General features: G+C 72.0%; 20 protein-coding genes. 6 read left to right on the top strand and 14 right to left on the bottom strand.

Annotation, left to right across the window (positions count from 1 at the left end; genetic code table 11):
- The 7 genes from AB0E62_RS24395 to AB0E62_RS24365 form a co-directional block, all read right to left on the bottom strand.
- Positions 1 to 533 (bottom strand): ATP-binding cassette domain-containing protein (locus tag AB0E62_RS24395; RefSeq protein ID WP_362197523.1); only part of this gene is annotated, 533 nt, incomplete at its 3' end.
- A 13-nt stretch (positions 534 to 546) separates the two neighbouring features.
- The gene (locus AB0E62_RS24390) at positions 547 to 1,608 is read right to left on the bottom strand and encodes an ABC transporter ATP-binding protein (RefSeq protein ID WP_362197520.1); all 1,062 of its coding nucleotides are present in this window, start codon (positions 1,606 to 1,608) and stop codon (positions 547 to 549) included.
- Between the two features lie 14 nt (positions 1,609 to 1,622).
- On the bottom strand, positions 1,623 to 2,600 hold the full coding sequence (locus tag AB0E62_RS24385) for an ABC transporter permease (RefSeq protein WP_362197517.1): 978 nt from the start codon (positions 2,598 to 2,600) through the stop codon (positions 1,623 to 1,625).
- A gap of 98 nt (positions 2,601 to 2,698) precedes the next feature.
- Positions 2,699 to 4,492: an ABC transporter substrate-binding protein gene (locus AB0E62_RS24380; protein WP_362197514.1), complete on the bottom strand. Its 1,794-nt coding sequence runs from the start codon at positions 4,490 to 4,492 to the stop codon at positions 2,699 to 2,701.
- A 103-nt stretch (positions 4,493 to 4,595) separates the two neighbouring features.
- The gene (locus tag AB0E62_RS24375; protein WP_362197511.1) at positions 4,596 to 5,582 is read right to left on the bottom strand and encodes an ABC transporter permease; all 987 of its coding nucleotides are present in this window, start codon (positions 5,580 to 5,582) and stop codon (positions 4,596 to 4,598) included.
- 531 nt (positions 5,583 to 6,113) lie between these two features.
- Entirely contained in the window at positions 6,114 to 8,030 is a 1,917-nt protein-coding gene (typA, locus tag AB0E62_RS24370) for a translational GTPase TypA (RefSeq protein ID WP_362197508.1), read from the bottom strand.
- 134 nt (positions 8,031 to 8,164) lie between these two features.
- Positions 8,165 to 10,396 (bottom strand): ABC transporter family substrate-binding protein, encoded by a 2,232-nt coding sequence (locus tag AB0E62_RS24365; RefSeq protein WP_362197505.1) that lies wholly within the window; start codon positions 10,394 to 10,396, stop codon positions 8,165 to 8,167.
- 288 nt (positions 10,397 to 10,684) lie between these two features.
- Between AB0E62_RS24365 and AB0E62_RS24360 the strand changes: the two genes are divergently transcribed.
- The 4 genes from AB0E62_RS24360 to AB0E62_RS24345 are packed head-to-tail and all read left to right on the top strand — an operon-like array spanning position 10,685 to position 14,565.
- On the top strand, positions 10,685 to 10,975 hold the full coding sequence (locus AB0E62_RS24360; RefSeq protein ID WP_362197502.1) for a hypothetical protein: 291 nt from the start codon (positions 10,685 to 10,687) through the stop codon (positions 10,973 to 10,975).
- Between the two features lie 25 nt (positions 10,976 to 11,000).
- On the top strand, positions 11,001 to 11,822 hold the full coding sequence (locus AB0E62_RS24355; protein WP_362197500.1) for a hypothetical protein: 822 nt from the start codon (positions 11,001 to 11,003) through the stop codon (positions 11,820 to 11,822).
- Entirely contained in the window at positions 11,822 to 13,795 is a 1,974-nt protein-coding gene (locus AB0E62_RS24350) for a fumarate reductase/succinate dehydrogenase flavoprotein subunit (RefSeq protein ID WP_362197497.1), read from the top strand. The genes AB0E62_RS24355 and AB0E62_RS24350 overlap by 1 nt, the downstream gene beginning before the upstream one ends.
- The gene (locus tag AB0E62_RS24345) at positions 13,792 to 14,565 is read left to right on the top strand and encodes a succinate dehydrogenase/fumarate reductase iron-sulfur subunit (RefSeq protein WP_362197494.1); all 774 of its coding nucleotides are present in this window, start codon (positions 13,792 to 13,794) and stop codon (positions 14,563 to 14,565) included. Before AB0E62_RS24350 ends, AB0E62_RS24345 begins: the two co-directional genes overlap by 4 nt.
- Here the strand turns inward: AB0E62_RS24345 and AB0E62_RS24340 are convergent.
- The 7 genes from AB0E62_RS24340 to AB0E62_RS24310 form a co-directional block, all read right to left on the bottom strand.
- Positions 14,543 to 15,709 carry a hypothetical protein gene (locus tag AB0E62_RS24340; protein WP_362197491.1) on the bottom strand — a complete coding sequence of 389 codons (1,167 nt, stop codon included), beginning with the start codon at positions 15,707 to 15,709 and terminating at the stop codon, positions 14,543 to 14,545. The two genes, AB0E62_RS24345 and AB0E62_RS24340, sit on opposite strands and share 23 nt — an antisense overlap.
- Before the next feature lie 533 nt (positions 15,710 to 16,242).
- On the bottom strand, positions 16,243 to 18,831 hold the full coding sequence (locus tag AB0E62_RS24335; RefSeq protein ID WP_362197488.1) for a SpoIIE family protein phosphatase: 2,589 nt from the start codon (positions 18,829 to 18,831) through the stop codon (positions 16,243 to 16,245).
- A 271-nt stretch (positions 18,832 to 19,102) separates the two neighbouring features.
- Entirely contained in the window at positions 19,103 to 19,564 is a 462-nt protein-coding gene (locus AB0E62_RS24330) for an ATP-binding protein (protein ID WP_362197485.1), read from the bottom strand.
- Positions 19,565 to 19,914: 350 nt separating this feature from the next.
- Positions 19,915 to 20,349: a (deoxy)nucleoside triphosphate pyrophosphohydrolase gene (locus tag AB0E62_RS24325; protein ID WP_362197482.1), complete on the bottom strand. Its 435-nt coding sequence runs from the start codon at positions 20,347 to 20,349 to the stop codon at positions 19,915 to 19,917.
- Positions 20,350 to 20,379: 30 nt separating this feature from the next.
- The gene (locus AB0E62_RS24320) at positions 20,380 to 20,580 is read right to left on the bottom strand and encodes an SPOR domain-containing protein (protein ID WP_362197479.1); all 201 of its coding nucleotides are present in this window, start codon (positions 20,578 to 20,580) and stop codon (positions 20,380 to 20,382) included.
- A gap of 388 nt (positions 20,581 to 20,968) precedes the next feature.
- The gene (locus AB0E62_RS24315; RefSeq protein WP_362197476.1) at positions 20,969 to 21,721 is read right to left on the bottom strand and encodes a GntR family transcriptional regulator; all 753 of its coding nucleotides are present in this window, start codon (positions 21,719 to 21,721) and stop codon (positions 20,969 to 20,971) included.
- A 162-nt stretch (positions 21,722 to 21,883) separates the two neighbouring features.
- Positions 21,884 to 23,083 (bottom strand): DUF4190 domain-containing protein, encoded by a 1,200-nt coding sequence (locus tag AB0E62_RS24310; protein WP_362197473.1) that lies wholly within the window; start codon positions 23,081 to 23,083, stop codon positions 21,884 to 21,886.
- Positions 23,084 to 23,303: 220 nt separating this feature from the next.
- Here AB0E62_RS24310 and AB0E62_RS24305 point away from each other — a divergent pair, with 220 nt between their 5' ends.
- Both AB0E62_RS24305 and AB0E62_RS24300 read left to right on the top strand, forming a co-directional pair.
- Positions 23,304 to 24,479 carry a serpin family protein gene (locus AB0E62_RS24305; protein ID WP_362197553.1) on the top strand — a complete coding sequence of 392 codons (1,176 nt, stop codon included), beginning with the start codon at positions 23,304 to 23,306 and terminating at the stop codon, positions 24,477 to 24,479.
- A 311-nt stretch (positions 24,480 to 24,790) separates the two neighbouring features.
- Positions 24,791 to 25,351, top strand: coding sequence for a hypothetical protein (locus AB0E62_RS24300; RefSeq protein ID WP_362197470.1), 561 nt, complete (start codon positions 24,791 to 24,793; stop codon positions 25,349 to 25,351).
- The last annotated feature ends 405 nt before the right edge of the window (positions 25,352 to 25,756 follow it).

The following is a 25,756-nucleotide window of genomic DNA, read 5'->3' as shown; positions in this document are numbered from 1 at the left end:
TGGCCGCCGGAGAACTCGTGCGGGAACCGGTTGTAGTGCTCCGGGTTCAGGCCGACGATCTCCAGGAGTTCCCGGACCCGCTTCTCCCGGCCGCCCTCGGGGTTGATGCCGTTGATCTCCATCGGCCCGGAGATGATCTTCCCGACCGTCTGCCGCGGGTTCAGCGACGAATACGGGTCCTGGAAGATCATCTGGATCTCGGAACGGACGGGGGCGAGCTGCTTGCGCGTGGCGTGGCTGATGTCCCGGCCGCGGTAGGTGATCGTGCCGCGGGTGGGCTCCAGCAGCCGGGTGATCAGCCGGCCGGTGGTCGACTTGCCGCAGCCGGACTCGCCGACCAGTCCGAAGCTCTCCCCCGCGTGCACGGTCAGGTCCAGCCCGTCGACGGCCTGGACGGCGCCGACGGTCCGCTTGATAGGGAAGCCGCCCCTGACCGGGAAGTGCTTGACCAGCCCCGAGACCTCCAGCAGGGGCTCCGGCGGCGCGTCGGCGCCGGCCTCGCGGGCGGCGGGGAGGACCAGGTCCTCTTTCATGTCGGTTGTCCTCCTAGCCCAGTCGGGGCCTGATTTCTTCCGCGAAGATGGTGTGTTTCTGCTCGGCGCTCAGGTGGCACGCCGACGAACGGCCCGGAGCCAGTGCGGGGCGCTCGGTGACGCAGCGGTCCCCGCCGACCCGGTCCAGGAAGGCGCAGCGGGGGTGGAAACGGCAGCCGGACGGCGGGGTGAGCAGGCTCGGCGGCGTCCCGGGAATGGGCGACAGCTCGGCGGCCAGGTCGGAGTCCAGCCGGGGCATGGAGTTCAGCAGGCCCCAGGTGTACGGGTGCCGGGGCGAGCGGAGCACCTCGTCGACGGTGCCGCGCTCCACCGCCCGGCCCGCGTACATGACCATGATGTCGTCGGCGATGTCGGCGATGACCCCGAGGTCGTGGGTGATGAAGACGATCGCGGTGCCGAACTCCCGCTGGAGGTCCTTGAGCAGGTCCAGGATCTGGGCCTGCACGGTCACGTCGAGGGCCGTGGTCGGCTCGTCCGCGATCAGGAGGTCCGGGTCGCACACCAGCGCCATGGCGATCATCGCGCGCTGGCGCATACCGCCGGAGAACTGGTGCGGATAGTCCCGGGCGCGCTCCTTCGGGTTCGGGATGCCGACCTTGCCGAGCATCTCCACGGCGCGCGCCCAGGCGGCCTTCTTCGAGGCGCCGGTGTGCTTCATGAAGGGCTCGGCGATCTGCCGGCCGATGGTGTAGAAGGGCGACAGCGCGGTGAGCGGGTCCTGGAAGATCATCGCCACCCGGTTGCCGCGCAGCTTCTCCAGTTCCTTCTCGGTGGCGGTGATCAGCTCCTTGCCGTCCAGGAGGATCTCCCCGTCGACCGTCGTGAACAGGGGGTCGTGCAGCCCGAGGACGGTCAGGTTGGTGACCGACTTACCCGAGCCGGACTCGCCCACGATGCCGAGGGTCCTGCCGCGGTCGACGTCGAAGGAGAGCCCGTCGACGGCCTTCACCGGGCCGTCCTCGGTGGAGAACGTCACCTGGAGATCGCGCACCGAGAGGAATCCGCCCGGCCCGGCCGGGGCCGGGGCTCCCTCGGCCTTGGTCACTGTGGTCACGATGGCTGGTCTTCCTAGGAGAGCCGGATGCGGGGGTCGATCCACGCGTACGTGATGTCGGTGAGGATGTTGATGAGCAGGATGAAGAAGGCGCCGAACAGCATCACTCCCATCGTCAGCGGCAGGTCCTTGTTGACCGCGCCGTCCACGGCGAGCCGGCCGATGCCCTGGAGGGAGAAGGTCAGTTCGGTGACGACGGCACCGCCCAGCATGGTGCTGACGTCGATGGCGAGGATGGTGACGATGGGGATGAGCGAGCCGCGCCAGGCGTAGCGCAGGAAGACGTACCCGCGGGGCATGCCCTTGGCGCGGGCGGTGCGCACATGGTCCTCGGCGAGCTGCTCGATCATCGACGAGCGCGCCATACGGGTGTACTGCGCGGTGAAGATCGTGGCCAGCACACAGACCGGGATCACCATGCCGGCGAACCAGCCGACCGGGTCCCGGGTGAGGGGCACGTACTTGGGGTCCTCCAGCCAGCCGGTGCTGTAGACGAGGACGGTCAGCACGACCGGGCCGAGGAAGTAGATCTGGAAGGAACTGAGCACCATGGAGGTGCCGGTGGCGACCTTGTCGACCAGGGTGCCGCGCCGGTACGCGGCGATCATGCCGGCGCCGATCCCGACGAGGAGGAAGACCACGGAGGCGCCGGCGGCCAGGGTGAGGGTCAGCGGGAACCGGTCCATGATGGTGCTCCAGACCATGTCCCCGGAGTAGAACGACACCCCGAGGCAGGGGGCCGGGCAGTGACCGGTCGGGAAGTCCCGGCCCGTCACGATGCCGGACATGAACTCCCAGAACTGCCGGGCCAGGGGCAGATCGAGGCCGAGGGCCTCCCTGATGTCCGCCAGCCGCTGGGGCGAGCAGTCCTTGCCGCAGGCCAGGGAGGCGTAGTCGGAGGGGGCGGCCACGAAGAGGAAGAACGTCGCCGCCCCGATGAGGACGAGCGTGACGAAGGCGCCGACCGTGCGCCGGATGATGAACTGGACCATGGCGGGCTGGCTGCTCCTGCGGAGACGGTGGATGGGCCGGGGCGGCCGGGGACGCGGGGGCGCCCGTTTCGCCGCGCGCCCCCGTCACCGGCCGTGGATCACGACTTCAGGTACAGCCGGGTGATGTCGATGAGGCTGGACTCCGTGCTGTAGCGGACGCCGCCCACGTTCGAACCGGCGAGCTGGAACTGCTTCGTGTACCACAGCGGGGCCGCCGGGAGGACGTTCTCCAGCAGGTAGTGGTGGGCTTCCTTCCAGGTCTTGGCCGCCTCGGCGGGCGCCTGGGTGAGCGCCTTCTCGATGAGGGCGTCGACCTTCGGGTCCTTCACGTGCGAGTAGTTCGCGGAGCCGTCGAAGACCTGCGAGCCGTCGTAGATCGGGGTGACGACCGTGCCCGGGGACGGCCAGTCCTGGCCCCACCCGGAGATGTACATGTCGTAGGGGTTGTCGAGCTTGCCGATCTGCTCGTAGTAGCTGGCCGAGTCGATCTCCTTGGCGACGACGTCGAAGCCGGCCTTGGTCAGCGCGTCCTCGATGGCGACCTTGCGCCGCTGGCCCTGCTCGCTGTTGGCGTAGGCGAAGACGAGCTTCTTCTCGGCGGCCGGGACGTCCTTGAGGATCTCCTTGGCCTTGGCGACGTTGCCCTGCGGGGTCTTCAGCCGGCCGTAGGGGTCGTAGGCGGGCTCGTAGCCGGGCAGCGTCGGCGCGAACAGGTTGGGCGCGACGTCACCCCCGTAGGCGCCGCCCTCGCCGGCGATGAGGGACTTGGAGTTGACCGCGTAGGCGGCGGCCTCGCGGACCTTCTTGTTCTTGACCCGGTCGAGGTTGAAGGTCAGCGACATGACGTACGGCTGGTAGCCCTTGACCGTGCGCTTGTTGGCGTCCGGGTTCTTGATGACGTCCTGGATCTGGGTGGCGTCGACGCCGCCGGTGAGCTGGATGGCGTTCTTGTTGTCGCCCTCGTCGGCGATCAGCCGCTTGGTCTGGGTGGACTCGGTGACGCCGAACTGGAAGGTGAAACCGTCGGCGTACTGGTGGCGCACGGAGTCGGTCTTCGGGTCCCAGTGGGTGTTGCGCACCAGCTTCAGGGTCTTGCCGACCTTGTTCTCGGCGATCTTGTACGGTCCGGTGGCCACCGGCTTCTTCTCGTACCGCTCCTTGGTGTCGCCCTTGGCGGGGACGACGGCGTAGCCGGCCATGGCGAGCGTCTGCGGCAGATCCGGGCGCGGCTGGTCGAAGTGGAAGACCACCGTCTTGTCGTCGGGGGTGTCCAGCACCGAGGCCGGCAGGTGCTTGCCGTCGAAGCCGCCGCCGGGCAGCGCCTTGCGGTAGTCGGCGCCGCTCAGCCAGGTCTGCACGTAGGTCGGGCCGTCGAAGATGAACTTCGCGTACTGCCGCTCGATGGTGTGCCGGATGTCGGCCGAGGTGAGCCGGTTGCCGCACTCGTCCTTGAGGCCGTCCTTCAGGGTGAAGGTCCAGGTCCTGCCGCCGTCGGAGGACTTGCCGGAGTCGGTGGCGAGGTCGCCGACCACCGAGACGTTGCCCCGGTCGTCCTCCTGGAACTGGGTCAGGCGGCGGAAGAGCAGATAGGCGACCTGGCGGGAGTCGGAGACGTAGATCTGGCCGGGGTCCAGGTGGGACAGGCCGGACTCCTGGTAGACGGTGATCGTGCCGCCGGACCTGGCGCCGGGCAGGTCCTTGGCGGGGCCGGTGGAGGCCGCGGCGTCGGCGTACACGACCGGCTGGGACTGGACCGCCGCCTCCTTCTGGTCCTTCTCGGAGTCCGTGCCGGATTTACCGCCCTCGTTCTTCGAGCAGGCCGTGAGGGCTAACGAGCCGGCCGCGAGGGCGATCACGACGGCACGCGCTGCGCGGGCACGCTGGGACATCATGGGGCCATCCACCTACCTGTCGGGTCTGTTGTCCGTGAGATCTGCCGGGCGCCGACCCTTCGGGCCGGCCGGGGCGGCAGCCACCCCCCACCCAACGGACGTGCTAACGCCCGGACTTGGGGTCGAACGCGTCCCGTACGGAGTCCCCGAGGAGGTTGAAGCACAGGACGAAGATCACCAGCGCCACCCCGGGGAAGAACATGAACGCCGGGTCCTGCTCGGCGTACCGGGCGCCGGCGGCGAAGAGGCGTCCCCAGTCGGGCGTCGGCTCCACGAACCCGACCCCGGCGAAGGACAGGAAGGCGATGCTGAGGATGGTGCTGGGCAGCTGGTACGTGAACTGCACCAGGATCGGGGTGACGACGTTGGGCAGGATCTCCTTGCGCACGATCCGCCAGGGCGAGGCGCCCGAGACCCGGGCCGCCTCCACGAACTCCCGCTCGCGCAGGGAGAGTACGGTGGAGCGCACCAGCCGGGCCATGCCCATCCAGCCCAGCAGCCACAGCACGATCAGCATGGCCACGGCGCGGAAGTAGGTCGGCGTCTCCTCGCGCGGGTCCACGAAGAACGACGTCACGACGGGCATGAACGCGATGAAGAACAACTGCTGGGGAAAAGAGAGGAAGAAATCGGTGCCGCGGCCGATCCAGTAGTCCGTACGGCCGCCGAAGTACCCGCCGATCAGGCCGATCACGACCCCGGTGAACATGATGAGCACGGTGATGCCGAGCGCCATGTACAGGGAGGTGCGCATGCCGTACAGCAGCATGGCGAACAGATCACGGCCGTACTGCGGCTCGACGCCGAACCAGTGCTCGCCCGACACTCCGCCCAAGTAGCCGAGCGGAAGCCCGAATTCGTCGAGCACGGGCCGGTCGGCGTAGGTGGGATCCTGGCCGTAGAGGGTGTACGGATCGGTGCCGGGCAGCTTCGCCAGCAGCGGCGCGAGCAGCGCGACGGCGAAGTACCCGAGCACCACCACGGCACAGACCACGCCCGTGCGGTCGCGCCGGAAGCGCAGCCACATCAGCCGGCCGGGCGACCGGCCCGCGAGTTCGACGGCCTGGACCCTTGGCTCCGGCGCTGACACGCCGGAGACGACGGCCGACGCCCCGCCGCCCTCTGTATCGGTAGGACTTGTCACGGTTCGTCCGTTTCACAGGTATAAGGAAGAGAGATACCCGGATACTCCGAGGACGCGCGCGACCGCGGTCAAACGCGCGTGACGGGATTCCCTCCTCATGACTTCACGTGTCCACCAACAGGAGGGGGTTTCCGTCTTCCTTCCGACACCCCTGACGAAAGGAAGGACACCCCCCGGTGCTCGTGAGTCGGGCGCTGTCCCCACAGCGCGAGACCCATTGACCCGAGCGTTACGCCGCTAACTATCTGCCATGGGTCGACTACCGACCACCGCCCGTAGATCTCAATTCAGTCACAGCTCGCGCGTAGACCTTCCAAAATCTGGACAAACTGTTCGCCGGAAGAAGGCGCGAAACGGACGTGTTACATGGCTATCGGGCGCGGTGCACCGCATGCCGGACATCCGGATCCCGAAAAAGGGTTGCGAAAAGCCCGGGTGCCCCCATGACGGGGACACCCGGGCTCAGGTGCGGGAGGCTCAGCCGTGCTTGGCGCGGCTGGCGGCGCGGGCCCGCTCACGCTGGTCGAGCACGACCTTGCGGATGCGAACGGCCTCCGGGGTCACCTCGACGCACTCGTCGTCGCGGCAGAACTCGAGCGACTGCTCCAGCGACAGCTTGCGCGGCGGCACGATCGACTCGGTCACATCGGCCGTCGAGGACCGCATGTTGGTGAGCTTCTTCTCCTTGGTGATGTTGACGTCCATGTCGTCGGAGCGGGAGTTCTCACCGACGATCATGCCCTCGTACACCTCGGTGCCCGGCTCCACGAAGAGCACGCCGCGCTCCTGGAGATTCGTCATCGCGAACGCGGTGACGGCACCGGAGCGGTCGGCGACCAGGGAGCCGTTGTTCCGGGTCTGCAGCGTGCCGAACCAGGGCTCGTGGCCCTCGTGGATGGAGTGGGCGATGCCGGTGCCGCGGGTCTGGGTCAGGAACTCGGTGCGGAAGCCGATCAGGCCACGGGACGGCACGACGAACTCCATGCGGACCCAGCCGGAGCCGTGGTTGGACATGTTGTCCATGCGGCCCTTGCGGACACCCATGAGCTGCGTGACCGCGCCCATGTGCTCCTCGGGCACGTCGATCGTCATGCGCTCGACCGGCTCGTAGACCTTGCCGTCGACCTCCTTGGTGACGACCTGCGGCTTGCCGACGGTCAGCTCGTAACCCTCCCGGCGCATGGTCTCGACCAGGATGGCGAGGGCCAGCTCACCACGGCCCTGCACCTCCCAGGCGTCCGGGCGCTCGGTGTCCAGGACCCGGAGGCTGACGTTGCCGATCAGCTCGCGGTCCAGGCGGTCCTTGACCTGGCGGGCGGTGACCTTGCGGTCCTTGACGGCCGCCTTGTTGTCGGCGCCCTTGCCGGTGGCACCGCGGCCGACCAGCGGCGAGGTGTTCGTACCGATCACCATGGAGATGGCCGGCTCGTCCACCGTGATCAGCGGCAGCGGAACCGGGTTCTCCGGGTCGGCCAGCGTCTCGCCGATCATGATGTCCGGGATGCCCGCGACCGCGCAGATGTCACCCGGGCCGGCCTTCTCGGCGGGCTTGCGGGTGAGCGCCTCGGTCATCATCAGCTCGGAGATCCGCACGTTCTGCACGGAGCCGTCGCGCTTGATCCAGGCCACGGTCTGGCCCTTGCGCAGCTCGCCCTGCTCGACCCGGAGCAGCGCGATGCGGCCGAGGAAGTTGTCGGCGTCGAGGTTGGTGACGTGGGCCTGGAGCGGCGCGCCCTCCTCGTAGGTGGGGGCCGGGATGTGCTCCAGGATCGTGGAGAAGAACGGCTCCAGGCTGGTGGAGTCGCCCGGGACCGTGCCGTTGTCCGGCTTGGTCAGCGAGGCGATGCCGTCACGGCCGCAGGCGTAGACGATCGGGAACTCGATCTGCTCCTCGTCCGCGTCCAGGTCGAGGAAGAGGTCGTAGGTCTCGTTGACGACCTCGTCGATCCGGGCGTCCGGACGGTCCGTCTTGTTGATGCACAGGATGACGGGCAGCCGCGCCTGGAGCGCCTTGCGCAGCACGAAGCGGGTCTGCGGCAGCGGGCCCTCGGAGGCGTCGACGAGCAGGACGACGCCGTCGACCATCGACAGACCGCGCTCGACCTCGCCGCCGAAGTCGGCGTGGCCGGGGGTGTCGATGATGTTGATCGTGATCGGGTCCCCGCCATCCTTCGGGTGGTACTTGACCGCCGTGTTCTTGGCGAGGATCGTGATGCCCTTCTCACGCTCCAGGTCGTTCGAGTCCATCACCCGGTCGTCGACCTGGTCGAGCTGGTGGGCGGCGAAGGCGCCGGCCTGCTTCAGCATGCCGTCGACGATGGTGGTCTTGCCGTGGTCGACGTGGGCGACGATGGCGACGTTGCGGATGTCGTGACGCGTAGAAAACGCAGTCATATTGTGGCGTACTCCCGGAGTGTGCGGACTGCCCTGCGCGTACGTCCGTGCCGCGCGGGCCCTGCCGGGCTGGACACGCCACGGCCTCACCCCATGGTACGTGGCCCCCGCCGAAGCGGCTTCCCCGGGCCGTCCTACCCCTTGCTCGGACCGGGCGAGACCTTCGCTCCCTTCTTGAGGAAGCCCATGTCCTCGTAGACCGGCGTCCGGAACCCGAAGGCCCCCGCGTTGACGAGGTTCTTGCGCACGCCGACCAGTTCCGGGCGCTGGTAGAGCGGGATGGAGCCCGCCGCCGCCCAGATCCGGGAGTCGGCCTTCTTGATCAGGTCGCGCGCCTCGTCCTCGTCCAGCGTGGCGGCGGCCTGGTCGAAAAGCTGGTCGACCTGGTCGGTGCCCACCCGGGTGTAGTTCTGCTCGACGTTCACCGAGCCGTCCGCCGCCGGCAGCGGCTTGGCGTAGACGGGCCGGGCGTCGGTCGCCGGGAAGGCGGAGGCGGGCCAGGAGTACAGGGCCAGGTCGTAGTCGCCGGCGGCGATGTGGTCCTTGAAGTAGCTCTCGTCGGAGACCTTGGTGATCGTCGCGCGGATGCCGATCTGCTCCAGCATCGTGGTGATCCGCTCGGCGACGGCGTTCAGGGTGTCCGAGCCCGGGCCGGAGGGCAGCACGAAGCGCAGTGCGAGCGGCTTGCCGTCCTTGGCGAGCGGCCCGGCCGGCGCGGCGGCCGGGGCGGCCGTGCCCTTGGGGGCGTAGGCGCCGGGCGCGCCGCCGCGCCGGCCCTCCTGGGCGAGGTGCGGGTCGCCGTGTCCGCGCTGTCCGCCGACGGTCTCGTGGTGGTTGCCCTTGTCGTCCTCGCCGACGACGTACGCGCCGTCCTCGCCGCCCTCCGACACGTCCTCGCCGTGGCGCCCGGGGCCCGCCGCCTTCGGGGCCTTGTACTGCTCCTTGAGCGGGCCGCCGCGCACCCAGCCGGCGTCGGCGAGCAGCGCCTGGGCCTCCTTGGCGTCCTGGGCGCCGAGCGCGCCGCTGCTGTCGGCGTAGGCGGCCTGCCCGGACAGGGCGAGGTGGCTGCCGACGGGTACGGCGGGCAGCCCCAGCGGGGTGAGCACCAGCCGGGCCAGCTCCCGGCGGTCCAGGGCGCGGGCGACGGCCCGGCGGACCCGTTCGTCGGCGAGGGGGCCGTCGGCGCCGTTGAGCGCGAGCTGGGTGTACACGGGCTCCAGCGACTTGCGGACCTCCACGTCCCCCAGCGCCTGCTGCTGCTCCAGGTAGCGGCCGATGGCCTTGCCGAGCTGCTTGCGCCCGGTGTCCTCGCCGGTGTCGAGACCGTGGGCGAGGGCCCAGTCGCGCAGCTTCTTCACGGAGGTCCGGCCGCCGCCCTGGAGCGGGGTGCCGGTGCCCTTCGCCCGGTGCGCGAGCCCGATCCGCCGGGCGTCGGCGGAGTCGATCTCGGCCAGGTCCACGCTGCCGTCGGCGAGCGCGGCGGCCCGCTGGTCGCGGGGGACGGCGTGCAGCACGATCTGGTTCAGCTTGGCCGGTCTGCCCCACCAGCGGGGGTTGCGGGTGAGCACCACGTCCTTGTTCGCGGTGTCGACCTTCTCCACCCTGAAGGGGCCCGCGGTGATCTTCAGCTTGCGCCGGGCGCCGTCGTTGAAGGCGTCCGGGGTGCCCATGACGTCCTTCGGGTACAGCGGGGAGAACAGGGACTTCCAGTCGGCGTAGGGGCGGGCGAAGGTGACCCGGACCTGGAGGTCGCTGTCGCCGCGCTCGATCTTGGCGATGCGCTCGTAGCCGGCGTTGCGGGCGGTCCAGTACGCGCTGTCGCGGCCGGACAGCGCGCGCCACTGGGCGACGAAGTCGGCGGCGCCGATCTCCCGGCCGTCGCTCCACACGGCCTGCTGGTTCAGCTTGTACAGCACCACCTGGCGCGGTTCGGTCTCGATGACCTCGGCCGACTCCAGATAGGCCGGGTTGGCCACCGGGCGGCCGTTCTCGTCGAGCCGGAACATCGAGGGCAGCACGGCCTGGGCGACCCGGGTGGTACCGGCGTCGGCGTCGGCCTGGAAGGTGTTCAGCGTCTCCGGCAGGGCGTCCACGGCCCACTTCAGGGTGGAACCGTCGGCGACCAGGTCCCGGCCGGCCGGGGCGATGTCCTGCCCGGCCAGCGGGGCGGGGGGCTTCTCGTCCTCACCGCAGCCGGCGAGCAGCGGCACGGCGAGGGCGCCGGCGGCGAGGAGGACGGCCGACCGCAGGGCGCTGTGCCGCGCGGGCCGGGGCGCGGTGCGGTGCGGGCGGGTCGTGGCCGGCCGCGCGCCTGTGGGGCGCTGCCCCGCCGCGACCGCGTGGGGGGCGTCGCCGTCGTAGGACATCTCTGCTACCTCCGGGGAGCCACGGGCCTTATGCTCGCATTTGGCGGTATATGGAGCTGATCAGATCTACGCCGCCACTGAAGAGGAAAGGATCCGGCAACGGCGGGCGACACGGCGGCGACAGCCGGTAAGCCCACCCATGCGGCGCACACCGCCCGGACGATGCACCCGTACGCCCCGGCCAATCGCCGCACATCCCTTCACACCGGCAGGCCGAGGCGCGACACTCCAAGGCGCATGAACGTTGCCGCCCATGGCCCGCAGGTCCCGTGGAAGCGAGGGCAAGTCATGTCCGTGCACGACGACATCACCGCCGTCCAGCGCTGTCTGGACGACCTCAACCGGTCGCTGAGCCGCCTGGAGCACCAGCTGGGCCGCGGCGGACTGGAGATACGGCGGGTCCGGCTGGACGCCGAGCACCTGCGCGAGAGCGTGGCCCTGCTGCGGGAGACCGCCACCGCCCCGGCCGCGTCCCACCGGCCCGACCTCGTCACCATCTCCGACACGCCCTACGACATCAGCCTGTGGACGGACTCGGACGACGAGGGCCTGGGCGCCCGCGACCGCCGCGCCCCCTGAACCCGCTACCGACCGGAGTCCCGACTTGGCCACTGGTACGGAATCCCCCCAGCAGCGCGGTGGCGTGCGCACCGGTACGCGCGCCGCGATCCTTGCCCCGCACCTGCGGACCGACCGCTGGTGGCTGGCGCCCGCCTGCACCGCGGCCGGTCTGCTCGCCTTCGTCGTCTACTCGACGTGGCGGGCCTTCGCGAACGCCCACTACTACGCGGCGCCGTACGTCTCGCCGTTCTACTCGCCGTGCCTGGCGGAGAACTGCCGGACCATGCGCGCCGGGCCCAACGCCGAGCTGTTCGGCGGCTGGTGGGGCATCTCGCCCGCGATCATCATCCTGATCTTCCCGCTCGGCTTCCGCCTGACCTGCTACTACTACCGCAAGGCGTACTACCGCGCCTTCTGGGCGTCGCCGCCGGCCTGCGCGGTGGCCGAGCCGCACCGCTCCTACACCGGCGAGAGCCGCTTCCCGCTGATCCTGCAGAACGTCCACCGGTACTTCTTCTACGCCGCCCTGCTGGTGGCCGGGGTGCTCAGCTACGACACCGTGCTGGCCTTCCGGGACGCGCACTACCGGTGGGGGCACATGGGCCTGGGCACCCTGGTGTTCCTGGCCAACATCGTGCTGATCTGGGCGTACACCCTCTCCTGCCACTCCTGCCGGCACATCGTCGGCGGCAAGCTCAAGCACTTCTCGAAACACCCGGTGCGCTACCGGGCCTGGCAGTTCGTCGGCCGGCTCAACGCCCGTCACATGCAGCTGGCCTGGGCCTCGCTGCTGAGCGTGGCGTTCGCCGACTTCTACGTGTACCTGGTCGCGTCCGGCGTCTTCGACGATCCGAGGTTCTTCTGATGACAGCGGTGGAACGGCAGCAGTGGGACGTCGTGGTCGTCGGGGCCGGCGGCGCCGGGCTGCGGGCCGCGATCGAGGCCCGCGAGCGGGGCGCCCGTACGGCCGTGATCTGCAAGTCGCTGTTCGGCAAGGCGCACACGGTGATGGCCGAGGGCGGCATCGCGGCGGCGATGGCCAACGCCAACGAGAACGATTCCTGGCAGGTCCACTTCCGCGACACCCTGCGCGGCGGCAAGTTCCTGAACCAGTGGCGGATGGCCGAGCTGCACGCCCGGGAGGCCCCGGACCGGGTGTGGGAGCTGGAGACCTGGGGGGCGCTGTTCGACCGGACGAAGGACGGCCGGATCTCCCAGCGCAACTTCGGCGGCCACGAGTACCCGCGGCTCGCGCACGTCGGCGACCGCACCGGGCTGGAGCTGATCCGCACTCTCCAGCAGAAGATCGTCGCGCTCCAGCAGGAGGACCACCGGGAGACCGGCGACTACGAGTCCCGGCTGAAGGTCTTCCAGGAGTGCACGGTCACGAGGGTGCTCAAGGACGGCGAACGCGTCTCGGGGGTCTTCGGCTACGAGCGCGAGTCGGGCCGCTTCCTGGTGCTTCAGGCCCCGGCCGTGGTCCTCGCGACCGGCGGCATCGGCAAGTCCTTCAAGGTCACGTCGAACTCCTGGGAGTACACCGGCGACGGCCACGCGCTGGCGCTGCTGGCGGGCGCCCCCCTGGTCAACATGGAGTTCGTGCAGTTTCACCCGACGGGCATGGTCTGGCCGCCGTCGGTGAAGGGCATCCTGGTCACCGAGTCGGTGCGCGGGGACGGCGGGGTGCTGCGCAACTCCGACGGCGAGCGGTTCATGTTCGACTACGTCCCGGACGTCTTCAAGGACAAGTACGCCGAGTCGGAGGAGGAGGCCGACCGGTGGTACGAGGACCCGGACCACCACCGCCGCCCGCCGGAACTGCTCCCCCGCGACGAGGTGGCCCGCGCGATCAACGCCGAGGTCAAGGCGGGCCGGGGCTCCCCGCACGGCGGGGTGTTCCTCGACGTGTCCACCCGGATGCCCGCCGAGGTGGTGCGGCGCCGGCTGCCGTCGATGTACCACCAGTTCAAGGAGCTGGCGGACGTCGACATCACCGCGGAGCCGATGGAGGTCGGGCCGACCTGCCACTATGTGATGGGCGGGGTCGCGGTCGACTCCGACACGGCGGCGGCGCGCGGGGTGCCGGGGCTGTACGCCGCCGGTGAGGTGGCGGGCGGCATGCACGGCTCCAACCGGCTCGGCGGCAACTCGCTGTCCGACCTGCTGGTGTTCGGCCGCCGCGCGGGGTGGCACGCGGCCGAGTACGCGCGCGGGCTGCCGGACGGGCGCCCGCCGCTGGACGAGGCCCAGGTGAACGCGGCGGCGGCGGAGGCCCTGCGGCCGTTCTCCGCCGAGGCCGCGGGCGCCTCCGCCGCCGGGGCCGGGGAGTCCGCCGGGGCCCAGGGGGAGGCGGGGCCGCCGGAGAATCCGTACACCCTGCACCAGGAGCTCCAGCAGACCATGAACGACCTGGTCGGCATCATCCGCCGGGCGGGCGAGATGGAGCAGGCCCTGCGCAAGCTGGCCGAGCTGCGGGTACGGGCCCGGCGGGCCGGGGTGGAGGGCCACCGCCAGTTCAACCCCGGCTGGCACCTCGCGCTCGACCTCAGGAACATGCTGCTGGTCAGCGAGTGCGTGGCCCGGGCCGCGCTGGAGCGGACCGAGTCGCGCGGCGGCCACACCCGCGAGGACCACCCGGCGATGGACCGCGCCTGGCGCAATGTGAACCTGCTGTGCGCCCTCGCCGACCCCGCCGGCAACCTCGCGGCGGCCGACCCGTCCCAGGACCGGATCCGGCTCACCCGCGAGAGAACCGACCCCATCCGCCCGGACCTGCTCGCCCTCTTCGAGAAGGAGGAGCTGGTCAAGTACCTCGCCGAAGAGGAGCTGTACGAGTGAGCAGCTACGAGGCCCGCTTCAAGGTGTGGCGGGGCGACCAGGGGGGCGGCGGTCTGGAGGACTTCACCGTCGAGGTGAACGACGGCGAGGTGGTGCTGGACATCGTCCACCGCCTCCAGGCCACCCAGGCGCCCGACCTGGCCGTGCGCTGGAACTGCAAGGCGGGCAAGTGCGGTTCCTGCTCGGCCGAGATCAACGGCCGCCCGCGGCTGATGTGCATGACCCGGATGTCGGTCTTCGACCGGGCCGAGACGATCACGGTCACCCCGCTGCGCGCCTTCCCGGTGATCCGCGACCTGGTGACGGATGTCGGCTTCAACTACGCCAAGGCGCGGGAGGTCCCGGCCTTCGTGCCGCCGGCCGGACTGGGGCCGGGCGAGTACCGCATGTTCCAGGAGGACGTGGACCGCTCGCAGGAGTTCCGCAAGTGCATCGAGTGCTTCCTCTGCCAGGACACCTGCCACGTGGTGCGCGACCACGAGGAGAACAAGCGGGCGTTCGCCGGTCCGCGGTTCCTGATGCGCGTCGCCGAACTCGACATGCACCCGCTGGACTCGGCCGCCGCGACCGGCCTGGACCGCTCGCGCGCCGCGCAGGACGACCACGGTCTGGGCTACTGCAACATCACCAAGTGCTGCACGGAGGTGTGCCCCGAGGGCATCAAGATCACGGACAACGCCCTGATCCCGCTGAAGGAACGGGCCGTGGACCGCAAGTACGACCCGCTGGTGTGGCTGGGTTCGAAGATCAGGAGGCGTCCGGGGGCGTAGCGGCCCAGCCGTCCCGGTACGCCCGCCAGTCCGCCTCGGTGGCCGCGAAGTCGACGTACAGGGCGACGCCGAAGCGGGCGCGGCCGGCGTCGGTGCGGCTCAGGCCGAGCCGGACCCCGCGCACGGCGGCCGGGACGGTCTCGGCGTGCGCCCAGTGGCCGAACCGGTTCTCGTGGTAGAAGGGCAGGCCCATCAGCAGGTCGGTGCCCGGCGGGGTGACCTCCAGGGCGAGGCTGGTCTGCTGGGCGACGTAGCCGCCGTACAGGCCCTGCGACGGCTGCATGGTGTCGTACGACATGACGGCGATCTGGTCCACCCGGCGCGCCACCTGCCCGAAGTACGCCTGCGACCACCACTTGGGGTGGCCGGTCGTCGTGCCCCAGAAGGAGTGGAAGCCGGGCAGCGGGTCGATCTGGTGGGCGGCGACGGACAGCACCGCGCCCCGGGCGTGGGTGAGCTCGCGCAGGCCGTCGAGGAGGGCGAGGTAGTGCTCGTCGCCGGAGTGCAGGGGTTCCAGGTCGAAGTGCGCGCCCTGGAAGCCGGCGGCGAGGACCGCGCGGGTGGAGCCGAGGATCGCGGTCCGGGTGGCCGCCCGTTCCAGGCGCAGCCCGTCGGGGGTCTCGGTGGCCAGCACGTCACCGAGCCAGGCCTGTACCCGGACGCCGGGGAGTTCCCGGTGCACGGCCCCGATGAACCAGCGGGCCTTCGCGTACGCCGGCGCGGGCAGGGTGCCGTCGTGCTCCAGGGGGCCCGCGTGGACGTACAGATCCCGGATGCCGGTGTCGCGCAGCCGCCCGGCGAGGGCCTTCACGTCCCGGTCGGTCTTCCGCCCGTCCACCCAGGCATGCCCCAGCCAGAGGGCGTCCCGGTGCCGGGTGCGGGTGCCGGGGGCCGGGTCGCCGGTGTAGTTGATCCGCAGCGCGGTCTCGGCGGTGAGCAGCGGGAGCAGGAGAAGGGCGAGCAGGGCGGCGGCGATCCGGAGCACCCGTCGCCTGCGGGGGCGGGAGGGGGTGGCGGGCCTGGGGCCGGGGACTGGGTCCGGGGCGGATGCGGGGTCCGGGTCCTTGGCGGGCTCGGGGGTCCGGTCCGGTATGTCCGCGCCGCCGTGGTCCGCGTGGCCGTCGTCGTTCCGTGTCCCGTCCATCCGGTCACCGCCCATTCCGCCCCCTCGTGTGGCTGGTCCCCCAGCCGTATCCGCCCCGCTCGCGGAGCCGTCCACCCGCCCCTACGCTCCGAAACGTGACGTCCTTCCTGATCCGGGGCCGGCCCCGGCGTGCCACGGCGCACATACGGGCCCGGGTGGCGCATGCCCTGCTGGGCGTCCTGACGGGAACCGTGTGGCTGCTGTTGCCGCTGATGACGTCCGAAGCCCGTGAGGCGGTTCCCACGGTGCCCACGGCCCGCGGCGGTGCGGCGGCACGCTCCGCCGCACCACGGGCGGAGGGAACGCCGACCGCCGACCTCGTGCCGCCGCTCGTCACCGGGGTCGCGGCCGTGGCCCTGGCCGGGTACGGCCGGCTGCGACGCGCCCGGCGGCTGCGCACCCGGACGACCCCGGGAACCGTCCGGACGCGTCCGTCCGACCCCGACCCGGCCGACGCCGGCGGCGTGTCGCTGTCCCCGCCCTCGGCGGCCCGCCCGCCGTCCGGCCGGCTGAGCGGCCGGGCGGAGGAACCGTCAGAAGAGGCTCAGCAGGGCCTCCGCCGGGTCCGTCAGGCCGCCCTCCTCGCCGGGCAGCGGCAGCTCGAACCACACCGTCTTGCCGCGGGGCGTCCGCCGCGACCCCCACGCCGCGCTGAGCAGCCCGACCAGTTGCAAGCCCCGTCCGCCCTCGTCGGTGTCCCGGGCGCGCCGCCGGCGGGGCTGGACCAGTCCGGAGTCCCAGACCTCGCAGACCAGCGTGCGGTCCAGCAGCAGCCGCAGCCGGATCTCCCCCTCGCCGTACCGCAGCGCGTTCGTCACCAGCTCGCTGACCAGCAGCTCCGTGGTGTCGATCAACGGCTCGAGGCCCCAGGACTGCAACCGGTTCCGGGCGTACTCGCGGGCCCGGCCCACGCTGCGCGGCTCCCGGGGCAGCGTCCAGTCCCCGACGGAGTCCGCGGACAGGCCCTGCACCCGGGCCATCAGCAGGGCGATGTCGTCCTCGCCGTGGTGGGTGTCGAGGGTGCTGAGGACGTGGTCGCAGACGTCCTCCAGCGGCCGGCAGGGATCCGTCAGCGCCCCGATGAACGCCTGGAGGCCCTCGTCCAGCGGATGGTCACGGGACTCGACCAAGCCGTCGGTGTACAGCGCGAGCAGCGCGCCCTCCGGCAGCTCGACCTCGACCTCCTCGAACGGCTCGCCGCCCACCCCGAGCGGCATGCCCGGCGGCACGTCCAGCATCAGCGCGGGCTCTCCCGGCTCGACCAGTACCGGCGGCAGGTGGCCCGCGTTGGCGAACGTACATCGTCTGGTGACGGAGTCGTAGACGGCGTAGACGCAGGTCGCGAGATACACCTCGGACAGGTCGGCGTCCCTGGGCTGACGGGCCGTACGGGTGGCCTGCTGGACCCCGCCGGGCGTGCCGAGGCCGCGCGCGATCTCGTCCAGCGCGGACAGCACTTCCGCCGGTTCCAGGTCCAGCAGCGCCAGGGTCCGTACGGCGGTGCGCAGTTCGCCCATCGCGACGGCCGCGCGCAGGCCCCGGCCCATCACGTCGCCGACGACGAGTGCCGTGCGGTGGCCGGGCAGTTCGATGACGTCGAACCAGTCGCCGCCCACCTCGGTCGCCGCGTTGCCGGGCAGATAGCGGCAGGCGATGTCCAGGCCGGACGCCTCGGGGTCGCCGGGCGGGAGCAGGGATCGTTGCAGTATCAGCGCCCGTTCGTGTTCCCGGCGGTACAGGCGCGCGTTGTCGATGCAGACGGCGGCGCGCGCGGCCAGTTCGACGGCGAGGTCCCGGTCCCGTTCGCCGAAGGGCTCGCTGCCCTTGGTGCGGGCGAACTGGGCGAGTCCCACCACCGTGTCGTGGGCGACCATCGGCACGGCCAGCGTGGACTGCACGAGGCCGCCCTCCTCGGCGGGCACGCGCTGCGGGCGGGCGGTGCGCAGGGCCTCCGCACAGGGTGAGTGGAACGGGAAGTGATGGACCGCGCCGACGTCGACGGGCCGTCCCGCGCTGCTGAAGGGGGCGCCGGAGACCGCGCTGGCGAAGGCGACGCGGCGCAGTTCGGCGCTGCCATCGGCGTGGCCGGGCGGGGTCTCGTCGCCGGCCAGCAGGCCCTGGTAGAGGTCGACGGTGGCCAGGTCGCAGAAGCCGGGGACGACCACGTCGAGGAGTTCGCGGGCGGTGGTCTCCAGGTCGAGGGAGTTGCCGATGCGGGCGCCCGCCTCGTTGAGCAGCGCGAGGTTGCGGCGGGCGGCGGCGGCCTCCCGGGCGGCGGCCCGGCGGGCGGTGATGTCCGTGCCGAGCCAGGCGACCCCGATGGGCCGGCCGCTGCCGCTGTGCACGCGGTAGAGGTTGATGGACCAGTGCCGGCGTTCCTCGGAGCCGGGGAGGTACCCGGTGACGTGCATGTCGGTGATGGACTCGCCGGTCTCCAGCACCCGCCGCAGGGTGGCCGAGACCCGCTCGGCCTCGGGGCGCGGCAGGTAGTCGTGCACGCCCTTGCCGCGGTGGTCGTCGGGGGTGCCGCCGAAGATGGAGGCGAAGCGCTCGTTGGCGCGGCGGACCCGCAGGTCGGTGTCGATCAGCAGGAAGCCGAAGGGCGACTGGCCGAAAATCGCCTGCGAGGCGGCGAGGTCGGTCTCGATGCTGCGCAGGGTGCGTACGTCCACGACGATGCAGACGGCGGCCTTCTCGCCCTCGGCGGTGCGCGTCGGCATGACGTACACCTCGGCCAGGCCCTCCTCGCCGCGGGTGCCGTCGGGCCGGTCCGGCATCCGGAACGGCACCACTCCGGTCCACTCGCGTCCGTCGAGGATTTCGGCCATCTTGCGCTGGCCGTGCTCGCGCAGGTCGGGATCGACGAAGGCCTCTATGGGATCCGTGCCGACGGCACGGCCGGCGGGGATGCCGAACAGCTGCTCGGCGCGCAGACTCCACTGGTCGATGAGGCCGCCGGGGCTGATGGAGAAGGACGCGACCCGGATGTAGTCGTAGATGGAACCGGGCGGACTGCTCTGCCACATGGCGTCGTTGGGTGCCGCCTCTGCCTGTGCGGCCTGACTCCTCGCGCCGTCCGACGGGTCCTCGGACTCCGTGGCCTTCGCTGGTATCTCGCTCACGCGAACCGTCCCCTCCAGCTCACCGCGTCCGGCACCGGTCACCGGGGGCGGCTGCCCGCAGTATCCAGCACTACGGCGCCACAGGACACGGTGTTCACGATCACAGGTCGGTCCAGATGTTTTTCGGACCGGTCCGTGACAACACTCCCACTCTTCTAACCAGGGAACACACCGCCGAACCACCCGCCGTAGAACCGTGTGCGCCCCCGGCGCGCACGCCGGACGGCACGTCGACGGCCGTACACCCCCGTGCCCCGTGGGTGCCCCCGGCTCAGCCGGGCACCGCCAGCTCGAACCAGACGGTCTTGCCGTTCGCCCCGGGCCGGGTGCCCCAGCGGCGGGAGGAGCCGGCGACCAGCTGGAGGCCGCGTCCGCTCTCGTCCTCGGGGTGCGCGGCGCGTTCCCGCGGGGGGTCGGGGAGCGGGTCGGAGACCTCCACCCGCAGGGTGTCGCCGAGTCCGGCGGGGCGCAGCAGCCGTACGCCGATGGGGCCAGTGGCGTGCCGCAGCGAGTTGGTGACCAGCTCGCTGACGAGCAGCGCGGCGAGGTCGGCCAGGCAGTCCAGGTCCCAGCCGTGCAACTGCCCCCGGACCACCGCGCGGGCGGAGCGCACGGCGCCCGGCTCCGCGGGAAAGGTCCACTCGGCGCAGCCGCCATCGGTGTCGATCACGCCGATCACTTCCCAGGCCAGCGGAGCCCACCATGTCCGGTTTCGTGGGGTTAATGGGGACATACCCGATATTCGGCGGGCGGTACCGCGCAGGACGGCGCACTGTGGCACGAACGGCGTACGGGCTGCTCCACGGGGGGTCGCCGACCCCAGTGGAGCAGGCCGCGGCGGGTCCGCGGACACCCGAGACCCAGGCCGCCGAGGACCTCGGACGCCCGAGAGCCAGAGTCCGCAGGGCGCCGGCGCCCGGGGGCCCAGGGCGCGCAGGGCCGCCGGCACCCGGGGAACCAGGCCACGCGGACCTGCCGACCCGCAGGGAACCAGGCCACGCGGACCTGCCGACCCGCGGGGGAACAGGCCCCGGGCCCGCCGACGGCCGGGAGCCCGGATCGGCGTGCGGCCGGGGGGCTGCGTCAGGTCCGGGCGCGGCCCGCGCTCCAGCGGGCGGTCACCTCACGCACCGCCGGGACGTCCTGGTCGAGCCAGTCAACCTCCCAGACGCGGTCCGGGGTGAGCCAGCGCAGCTCGTCGTGGTCCTGGAGCGGCCGGGGAGCGGGCGAGCCGGGGCGCAGGCGGACGGTCCACACCATCAGGACGTACGGCGTGCGCAGCGGCCACTGCCCCGGCACCCGTTCGACCGCTTCGGCGTCGACGCCCAGTTCCTCGCGCAGTTCGCGCAGCAGGGCGTCCTCGGGCCGCTCTCCGGGCTCGACCTTGCCACCGGGCAGCTCCCAGCGCCCGGCCAGCTCGGCGGGCGCGCTCCGGCGCGCGGCGAGCAGCCGGCCGCCGTCGAGCAGGGCGGCTCCCACCACCACGATCGGTTCCGCCTCGGCAGTCGTGCGCGTCATGGAGGGGAGCCTACGGGAGCGCGCGCCCGGTCAGTTGCGCGCGCCGTCCCCGTTCTGGCCGATGCGCTCGACCCAGTACAGCTGTTCGCGGCCCTGGCCGCCGAGGCTGTCGGCGATCTTCTGCGCCTCCGCCCGGGTCGCGTACTGACCGACCCGGTAGCGACTGCCGTTGTCGTCCCGCCGTATCACGATCCAGGGCAGGGAGACCGTGCCCTCACTCGTCGCCCCCACCGCCCGTGCCCCTTCTCGCACCGTCCCACCCGCCTTCCGCGGACAAGGAAACCGCAATCCGCATATGCCCGAGCGTACGCCCTACCTTCACGCTGCGCATACGACTTTTCACAAAGAGGTACGCAACCAGCCAGAACGTCGGGGGCGCACCCGGCCGAACGCGCCCTCACAGACGTTATCGCCCCGGATGGCGGACATGCCGGGACCATCGACAGCCCACCTGGGAAGACGGCCGAATACCGAGGGGCCGGGGGCGGTCCCCGACGGCCGCTGAGCACCATCGGCCGGGCGGAGGGGGCGCGGGGGTGTGCGCTAGCTCACGCGAAGCGGACCGTCGAATTCCGTCCGGCCGGCCCCGCGGCCGGCCCCGCGGCCCAACCGGCCGGGGTCATTTGACGGGCAGGTGGTAGGCGACCCGGTAGCGGTCGGCCGGGATGACCACGTCGGCGGTCTCGACCGGGCGCCCGGAGGCGAAGTAGGTGCGCTGGACGACCAGCACCACATGGCCGGGGACCCCGCCGAGCAGGTGCAGTTCCTCGGCGAGGCCGGGGCGGGCGCCGACCTCCTCGGTGACGTTGTCCACGATGACGTCGATGGCCCGCATCCGCTCGACCACGCCCATTCCGCCGAGCGGGCCCTCCTCGGGCAGCATCACGGGCGTGCGGCCGGTGACCGCGAGGGGCTCCCAGGAGGTGGAGAGCATCATCGGCTCGCCGGCCTCCCGGAAGACGTACCGGGTGCGCATGACCCGGTCGCCGGCCTGGATCGCGAGCCGCTCGGCGACGGCCGCGCCGGCCTCGGTCTGCTCGGTGCTGGACTCCCAGGTGCCGCGCACGGAGGGGTCGGCCTGCTCCTGCCGGAACGGCGTGGCGCCGCCGGCCGGGCGGTATCCGGAGCGGGCCACCCGCCGGGGGACGGGCCGTTCACGCACGTACGTGCCCGAACCGGACCGGCCCTCCACCAGCCCCTCGGCCATCAGCACCTTGCGGGCCTCCAGCGCGACCGTGTCCGAGACGCCGTACTCCTCGCGGATGCGGGCTTGCGAGGGCAGCCGGGTGTGGGGCGGCAGCAAGCCGTCGACGATCTTCTTGCGGAGATCACCCGCGACACGCAGATACGCCGGCTGCTCACCGAAAGCCACTGGCCACTCCCCTCAGGTTGTACAGACAGCAACAGCCTGGCAACCGTGGGTTGAGCGGTGCAAGCAAAGGCCAGAGAATCACTCGATGTGATGACTTGGCGGTGGGCAGGCCTTTACGCAGGCACTTTTCCTCCCGTATAGGTGCCCCCGGCTCCCACCGGCTCACACCTGCATGCCGGTGCCGCTTCCCCCGTCGCGCTCGTCGTCCCGCGCCATGGGCGGGGTGGTGGCCAGCTCCAGGACCGCCCGCAGGGGGACCGCGCGAACCGGATCGATCAGGTCGAGGCCGTTCTCGTAGTGGGCGGAGAAGGCGTCCGCGTCCCCGGCCACGGCCGCCTTCGCCCACTCGGCGCGCGCCTTGTCCAGGTCGGCGCCGAGCGCGCTGACCAGCCCGGCGGTCCCGGCCGGCCAGGAGTGCGCGCGCAGCATCCGGGCCTGCTCGCCGAGCGCGGCCGACACCCGGCCCGCCCACGCCTTGTGCCCCGGCAGGTCGTCCTCCGGGTACGGCTCGTCCGGGGCGGTCTCCAGCGCCGCGTTGAGCACGTGCGCGGCCTTCAGATAGGCGACCTGGTCGGCGTCCAGGACGGTCTCGTCCTCGCGCAGCGACCCGGTCAGCCGGCCGTCCTCGTCGGAGTTGCCGAACACGCAGGTGACCTCGTGGTCCCCGGCGGCCCAGCTCTCCTCGGTCGGCGTCAGGAAGTACACCTCGACGTACTCCGGGAGGGCCCAGCCGTCCATCGCGTAGCCGTCCCGCAGGCGCCGGCAGCGCTCGTCGGCGGTGTCGGTGACCGCGTCGTCCCCCGGGTACGGACCGCCGCCGGGCAGCCGGAAGGACGCGAAGGCCTCCCCGTCGTGCGCGCCGCTGCACGGCACGGTGTCCACGTCGTACGTCACACCGGACAGCGCACCGCCCGGCGCGTTGAAGCACTCGCCCTCCGTCAGCGAGACGGTGGCGCCGTCGCGTGCGCCCTCTTTGATCCCGTGCCACACGGCCGAGGCGCCGCCCGTGGCGAACAGCAGTGCCCAGATCAGGAGTCCCACCCCGGACAGCACCGCGCCGCCCATCGCCAGCCCGGTGCCGCGCTCGCCCCGCCGGCGGATCTGCCGCAGCCCGGTCAGCCCGAGCACCAGCCCCGCACCGGGCAGGAAGCAGAGCACACCGAGCACCAGGGAGGCGATGGCGAGGCCGTTGACCGGCGCCGGGACGTTGTAGGGGCGGTAGCCCTGGGTCCACGGCTGATAACCCGGCAGCCCCTGGGCGGCGCCCGGCGGTTGGGGGTACGGGGGCGGACCGCAGGGCTCCCGGGGCGGCGGAACGGGCCCTTCTGGCTGGTGGGGGCCGGAGGGCGGGGATATGGACACCGGTACCGTGCTCCTGGGTCGGGCGGCGGCAGCACAGGGCCGGCGGCCGGCGACTGGACTGACGTACGACTGGCCGCATGGTAAGCGGGCCCGGACGGGGGCGGAACACGGCACCGTCCGGGGGCGGGACGAACGGGGCCGGACGGGAAACGAGCGGGACAGGCCGGGAGGGGCACGGGTGAGCGGGGTGACCGAGGAGACGGTCCGGCGGGTCAACGGGATGACGGCCCGCTGGGCGCAGGCCCTGACCGAGGGCACGGTGTTCTCGGCGCCGGGTGTCTGGCCCCTGCTGGCCTTCCTGGCCGACGGCGCGGCGGGTCCGGCGCGCGCGGAGCTGTCCGGTGCCCTCGGGGTGCCGGCCGGTCAGGCGGCCGGGGCGGCACGGGAGTTGTTGTCGGCGCTGGCGTCGGTGTCCGGTCTGGACGCGGCACTCGGCCTGTGGACGCACCAGGAGCTGGACCTGCGTGAGGAATGGCGCGCCGGGTTGCCCGCCGGCACGCACGGCCGGTTCGGGGACGACCTGGTCACCGCACGGGAACGGCTGGACGCGTGGGCGGCCGAGCGGACCGGCGGACTGGTCGAACGGATGCCGGTGAGGCTGACCCGCCGGACGCGCATGGTGCTGGCCAGTGCGCTGGCGCTGCGGACCCGGTGGCGCCAGCCCTTCACCGAGCTGCCGTTGCGGCCGGAGTCCGGCCCCTGGCGGGACCGTGCCCTGCGCGGTCTGCACCGGCGCAGTGTGCGGCCGGACCGGGTGGGGGTGACGGACACCTCGGGCGGCTTCGTCACCGCGCTGACGGTCCCCGGGGACAACGGCGTCGACGTCCACCTCGTCCTCGGCGAGGAGCGGATGACACCGGGCCAGGTGCTGGCGGCCGGGGTGGGCATCGTGGAGCGCGGCCTGCCGCTGACCGCGGGCGGCGCCCTGCCGCACGGCCATGTCGGCCCCGGCCTGCACGTGGAGCAGCAGCCGGCCGTCACCCCGGAGCCGAGGACGCTGGACGTGCGGACGGTGGCGTACGAGGTCCGGGCCGACCACGACCTGCTCGCCCTGGCCGGCCTGTTCGGGCTCACCACGGCGATGGACACCCGGGTCGGGCACTTCCCGGGGATGAGCGCGCTTCCGCTGGCCGTCGGCGAGGCCCGGCAGTCGGCGGTGGCCCAGTTCGGCGCGCTGGGCTTCCGGGCGGCGGCGGTGACGGCGATCCCGATGGCGGCGGCCGGGCTGCCGGACTTCCGCTACGAGACGACGGTCGTCCGGGTCGTCTTCGACCGCCCCTTCGGCTTCCTCGCCGCCGACCGTGCCTCCCGCCTGGTCCTGGCCGCGGGCTGGGTCACGGACCCGGCACCGTACCCGGCCGCGGGGTGGGGAGCGGGTGTGGCGCCGACGTTCTGAGCGTCGGCGCGGGTGCCGGGGGCCGGCGGCCTGAAACCGGTTCGCTGCGGCTCGGCGGCGGGCCGGTGCGCTGACGTCTGACTGACGGCACCCGGTGCTTCGGGGTTCGGGGGACCACGGCCGGCCGCCCCGGCGGAGTGGCTGCGAGCTGCCCCGTTCCGCTCCCTGGGACAGACGGAAGGGGACGCTCCGCCTGCCCGGCCCCTGGGAAACCGGCGGCCGGGCCACGCCAACCCCTAAGGGCTCTGCCCGGGGCCGCTGGGGGATGGTCCCGATAGTCCGGCCGCCCCCCGAACCGCGACCGTATGAACATGACTTCGACGCCCTCCGTCCCCCGGCTCCTCTGCTTCCTCATCCCCCTCCTCATGCTGGCGTACGGCGTGTTCCGCCTGATCGACGGCATGGACGGCGACCACGGCCCGGGGCTGGCCTGGAACCTGGGCCACGCCTGCTTCCTCGCCGCGTTCCTCCTCCTGGGCGCCTTGCTCAGAAAGCTGCACAGCCTGGTCCCCGCGACCACCGCCCGGATGAGAACCGCGGCAGGCGCCGCCACGGTCGCGGGGCTGGCAGGCGCGGCCTGCTTCGTGTGGGTCATCCTGGGCGACCTCTTCCCCGCCCTGTCCGACAGCGCCCCTCTCCCCGCCCCGCTCGAAATGGCCGGACCCCTGGCTTTCGAACTCGGTCTGCTCACGCTGCTGGTCATGCTGGTGACCACCCGGCCCAGGCAGCTCCCGGTGTGGAGCCCGGTACTGGCGCTGGTGTTCTTCCTGCTGATCACGCTCAACCTCGACCTGATCCCCGTGGCGGCCGTGGTCCTCATGGCCTCCCTCATCCCCCTGACCCGCAACCGCGCACTCCTCCCGGCCTCGTGAAGTCCGTCCCCACACAGGCGGAAAGGGCCGGGTCCCGAGCCCCGGCCCTTTCCGCCTGCCCGAACCACGCACTCGGCGGCGTGCCGTACTGCGGGCGCGGAGGGAAGTACGCCCCGGCCATCCCGGCCGCTGAGCCAAGAGCGTCAGCTCCAGGGTCGACGTCGCCCGCGCGGCCGCACGTTCCGCCGGGGGCGACGGGACCACGCGGCCGGGGAAGGTGTGCGAGGCCGAAGACGAAGGGCACTCGACGGCGTAGACAGCGCCCGGCTCTCCGTCCGGAGCAGGGGATCGCCACTCGGCTCACAGGCGCGGGCTCCGGACGGCCACCGGCGGCCGAGAGGATCAGCGGCCGTGGAGAGGGCTCAGGGTCGGCAGTGACCGTGTCCCGCCCGCCGTCCTCGGCGA

Source organism: Streptomyces sp. NPDC038707, assembly GCF_040636485.1.
Classification (GTDB): domain Bacteria; phylum Actinomycetota; class Actinomycetes; order Streptomycetales; family Streptomycetaceae; genus Streptomyces.
The sequence above is the reverse complement of the archived record's forward strand: the minus strand, read 5'-3'. Positions and strand labels throughout refer to the sequence as shown.

Coding starts and splice junctions, on each gene's coding strand:
- AB0E62_RS24385 (WP_362197517.1), bottom strand. CDS start 2,600: ATGGTCCAGTTCATCATCCGGCGCACGGTCGGCGCCTTCGTCACGCTC.
- AB0E62_RS24380 (WP_362197514.1), bottom strand. CDS start 4,492: ATGATGTCCCAGCGTGCCCGCGCAGCGCGTGCCGTCGTGATCGCCCTC.
- typA (WP_362197508.1), bottom strand. CDS start 8,030: ATGACTGCGTTTTCTACGCGTCACGACATCCGCAACGTCGCCATCGTC.
- AB0E62_RS24365 (WP_362197505.1), bottom strand. CDS start 10,396: ATGTCCTACGACGGCGACGCCCCCCACGCGGTCGCGGCGGGGCAGCGC.
- AB0E62_RS24360 (WP_362197502.1), top strand. CDS start 10,685: ATGTCCGTGCACGACGACATCACCGCCGTCCAGCGCTGTCTGGACGAC.
- AB0E62_RS24350 (WP_362197497.1), top strand. CDS start 11,822: ATGACAGCGGTGGAACGGCAGCAGTGGGACGTCGTGGTCGTCGGGGCC.
- AB0E62_RS24340 (WP_362197491.1), bottom strand. CDS start 15,709: ATGGACGGGACACGGAACGACGACGGCCACGCGGACCACGGCGGCGCG.
- AB0E62_RS24330 (WP_362197485.1), bottom strand. CDS start 19,564: ATGTCCCCATTAACCCCACGAAACCGGACATGGTGGGCTCCGCTGGCC.
- AB0E62_RS24325 (WP_362197482.1), bottom strand. CDS start 20,349: ATGACGCGCACGACTGCCGAGGCGGAACCGATCGTGGTGGTGGGAGCC.
- AB0E62_RS24305 (WP_362197553.1), top strand. CDS start 23,304: ATGACGGCCCGCTGGGCGCAGGCCCTGACCGAGGGCACGGTGTTCTCG.
- AB0E62_RS24300 (WP_362197470.1), top strand. CDS start 24,791: ATGACTTCGACGCCCTCCGTCCCCCGGCTCCTCTGCTTCCTCATCCCC.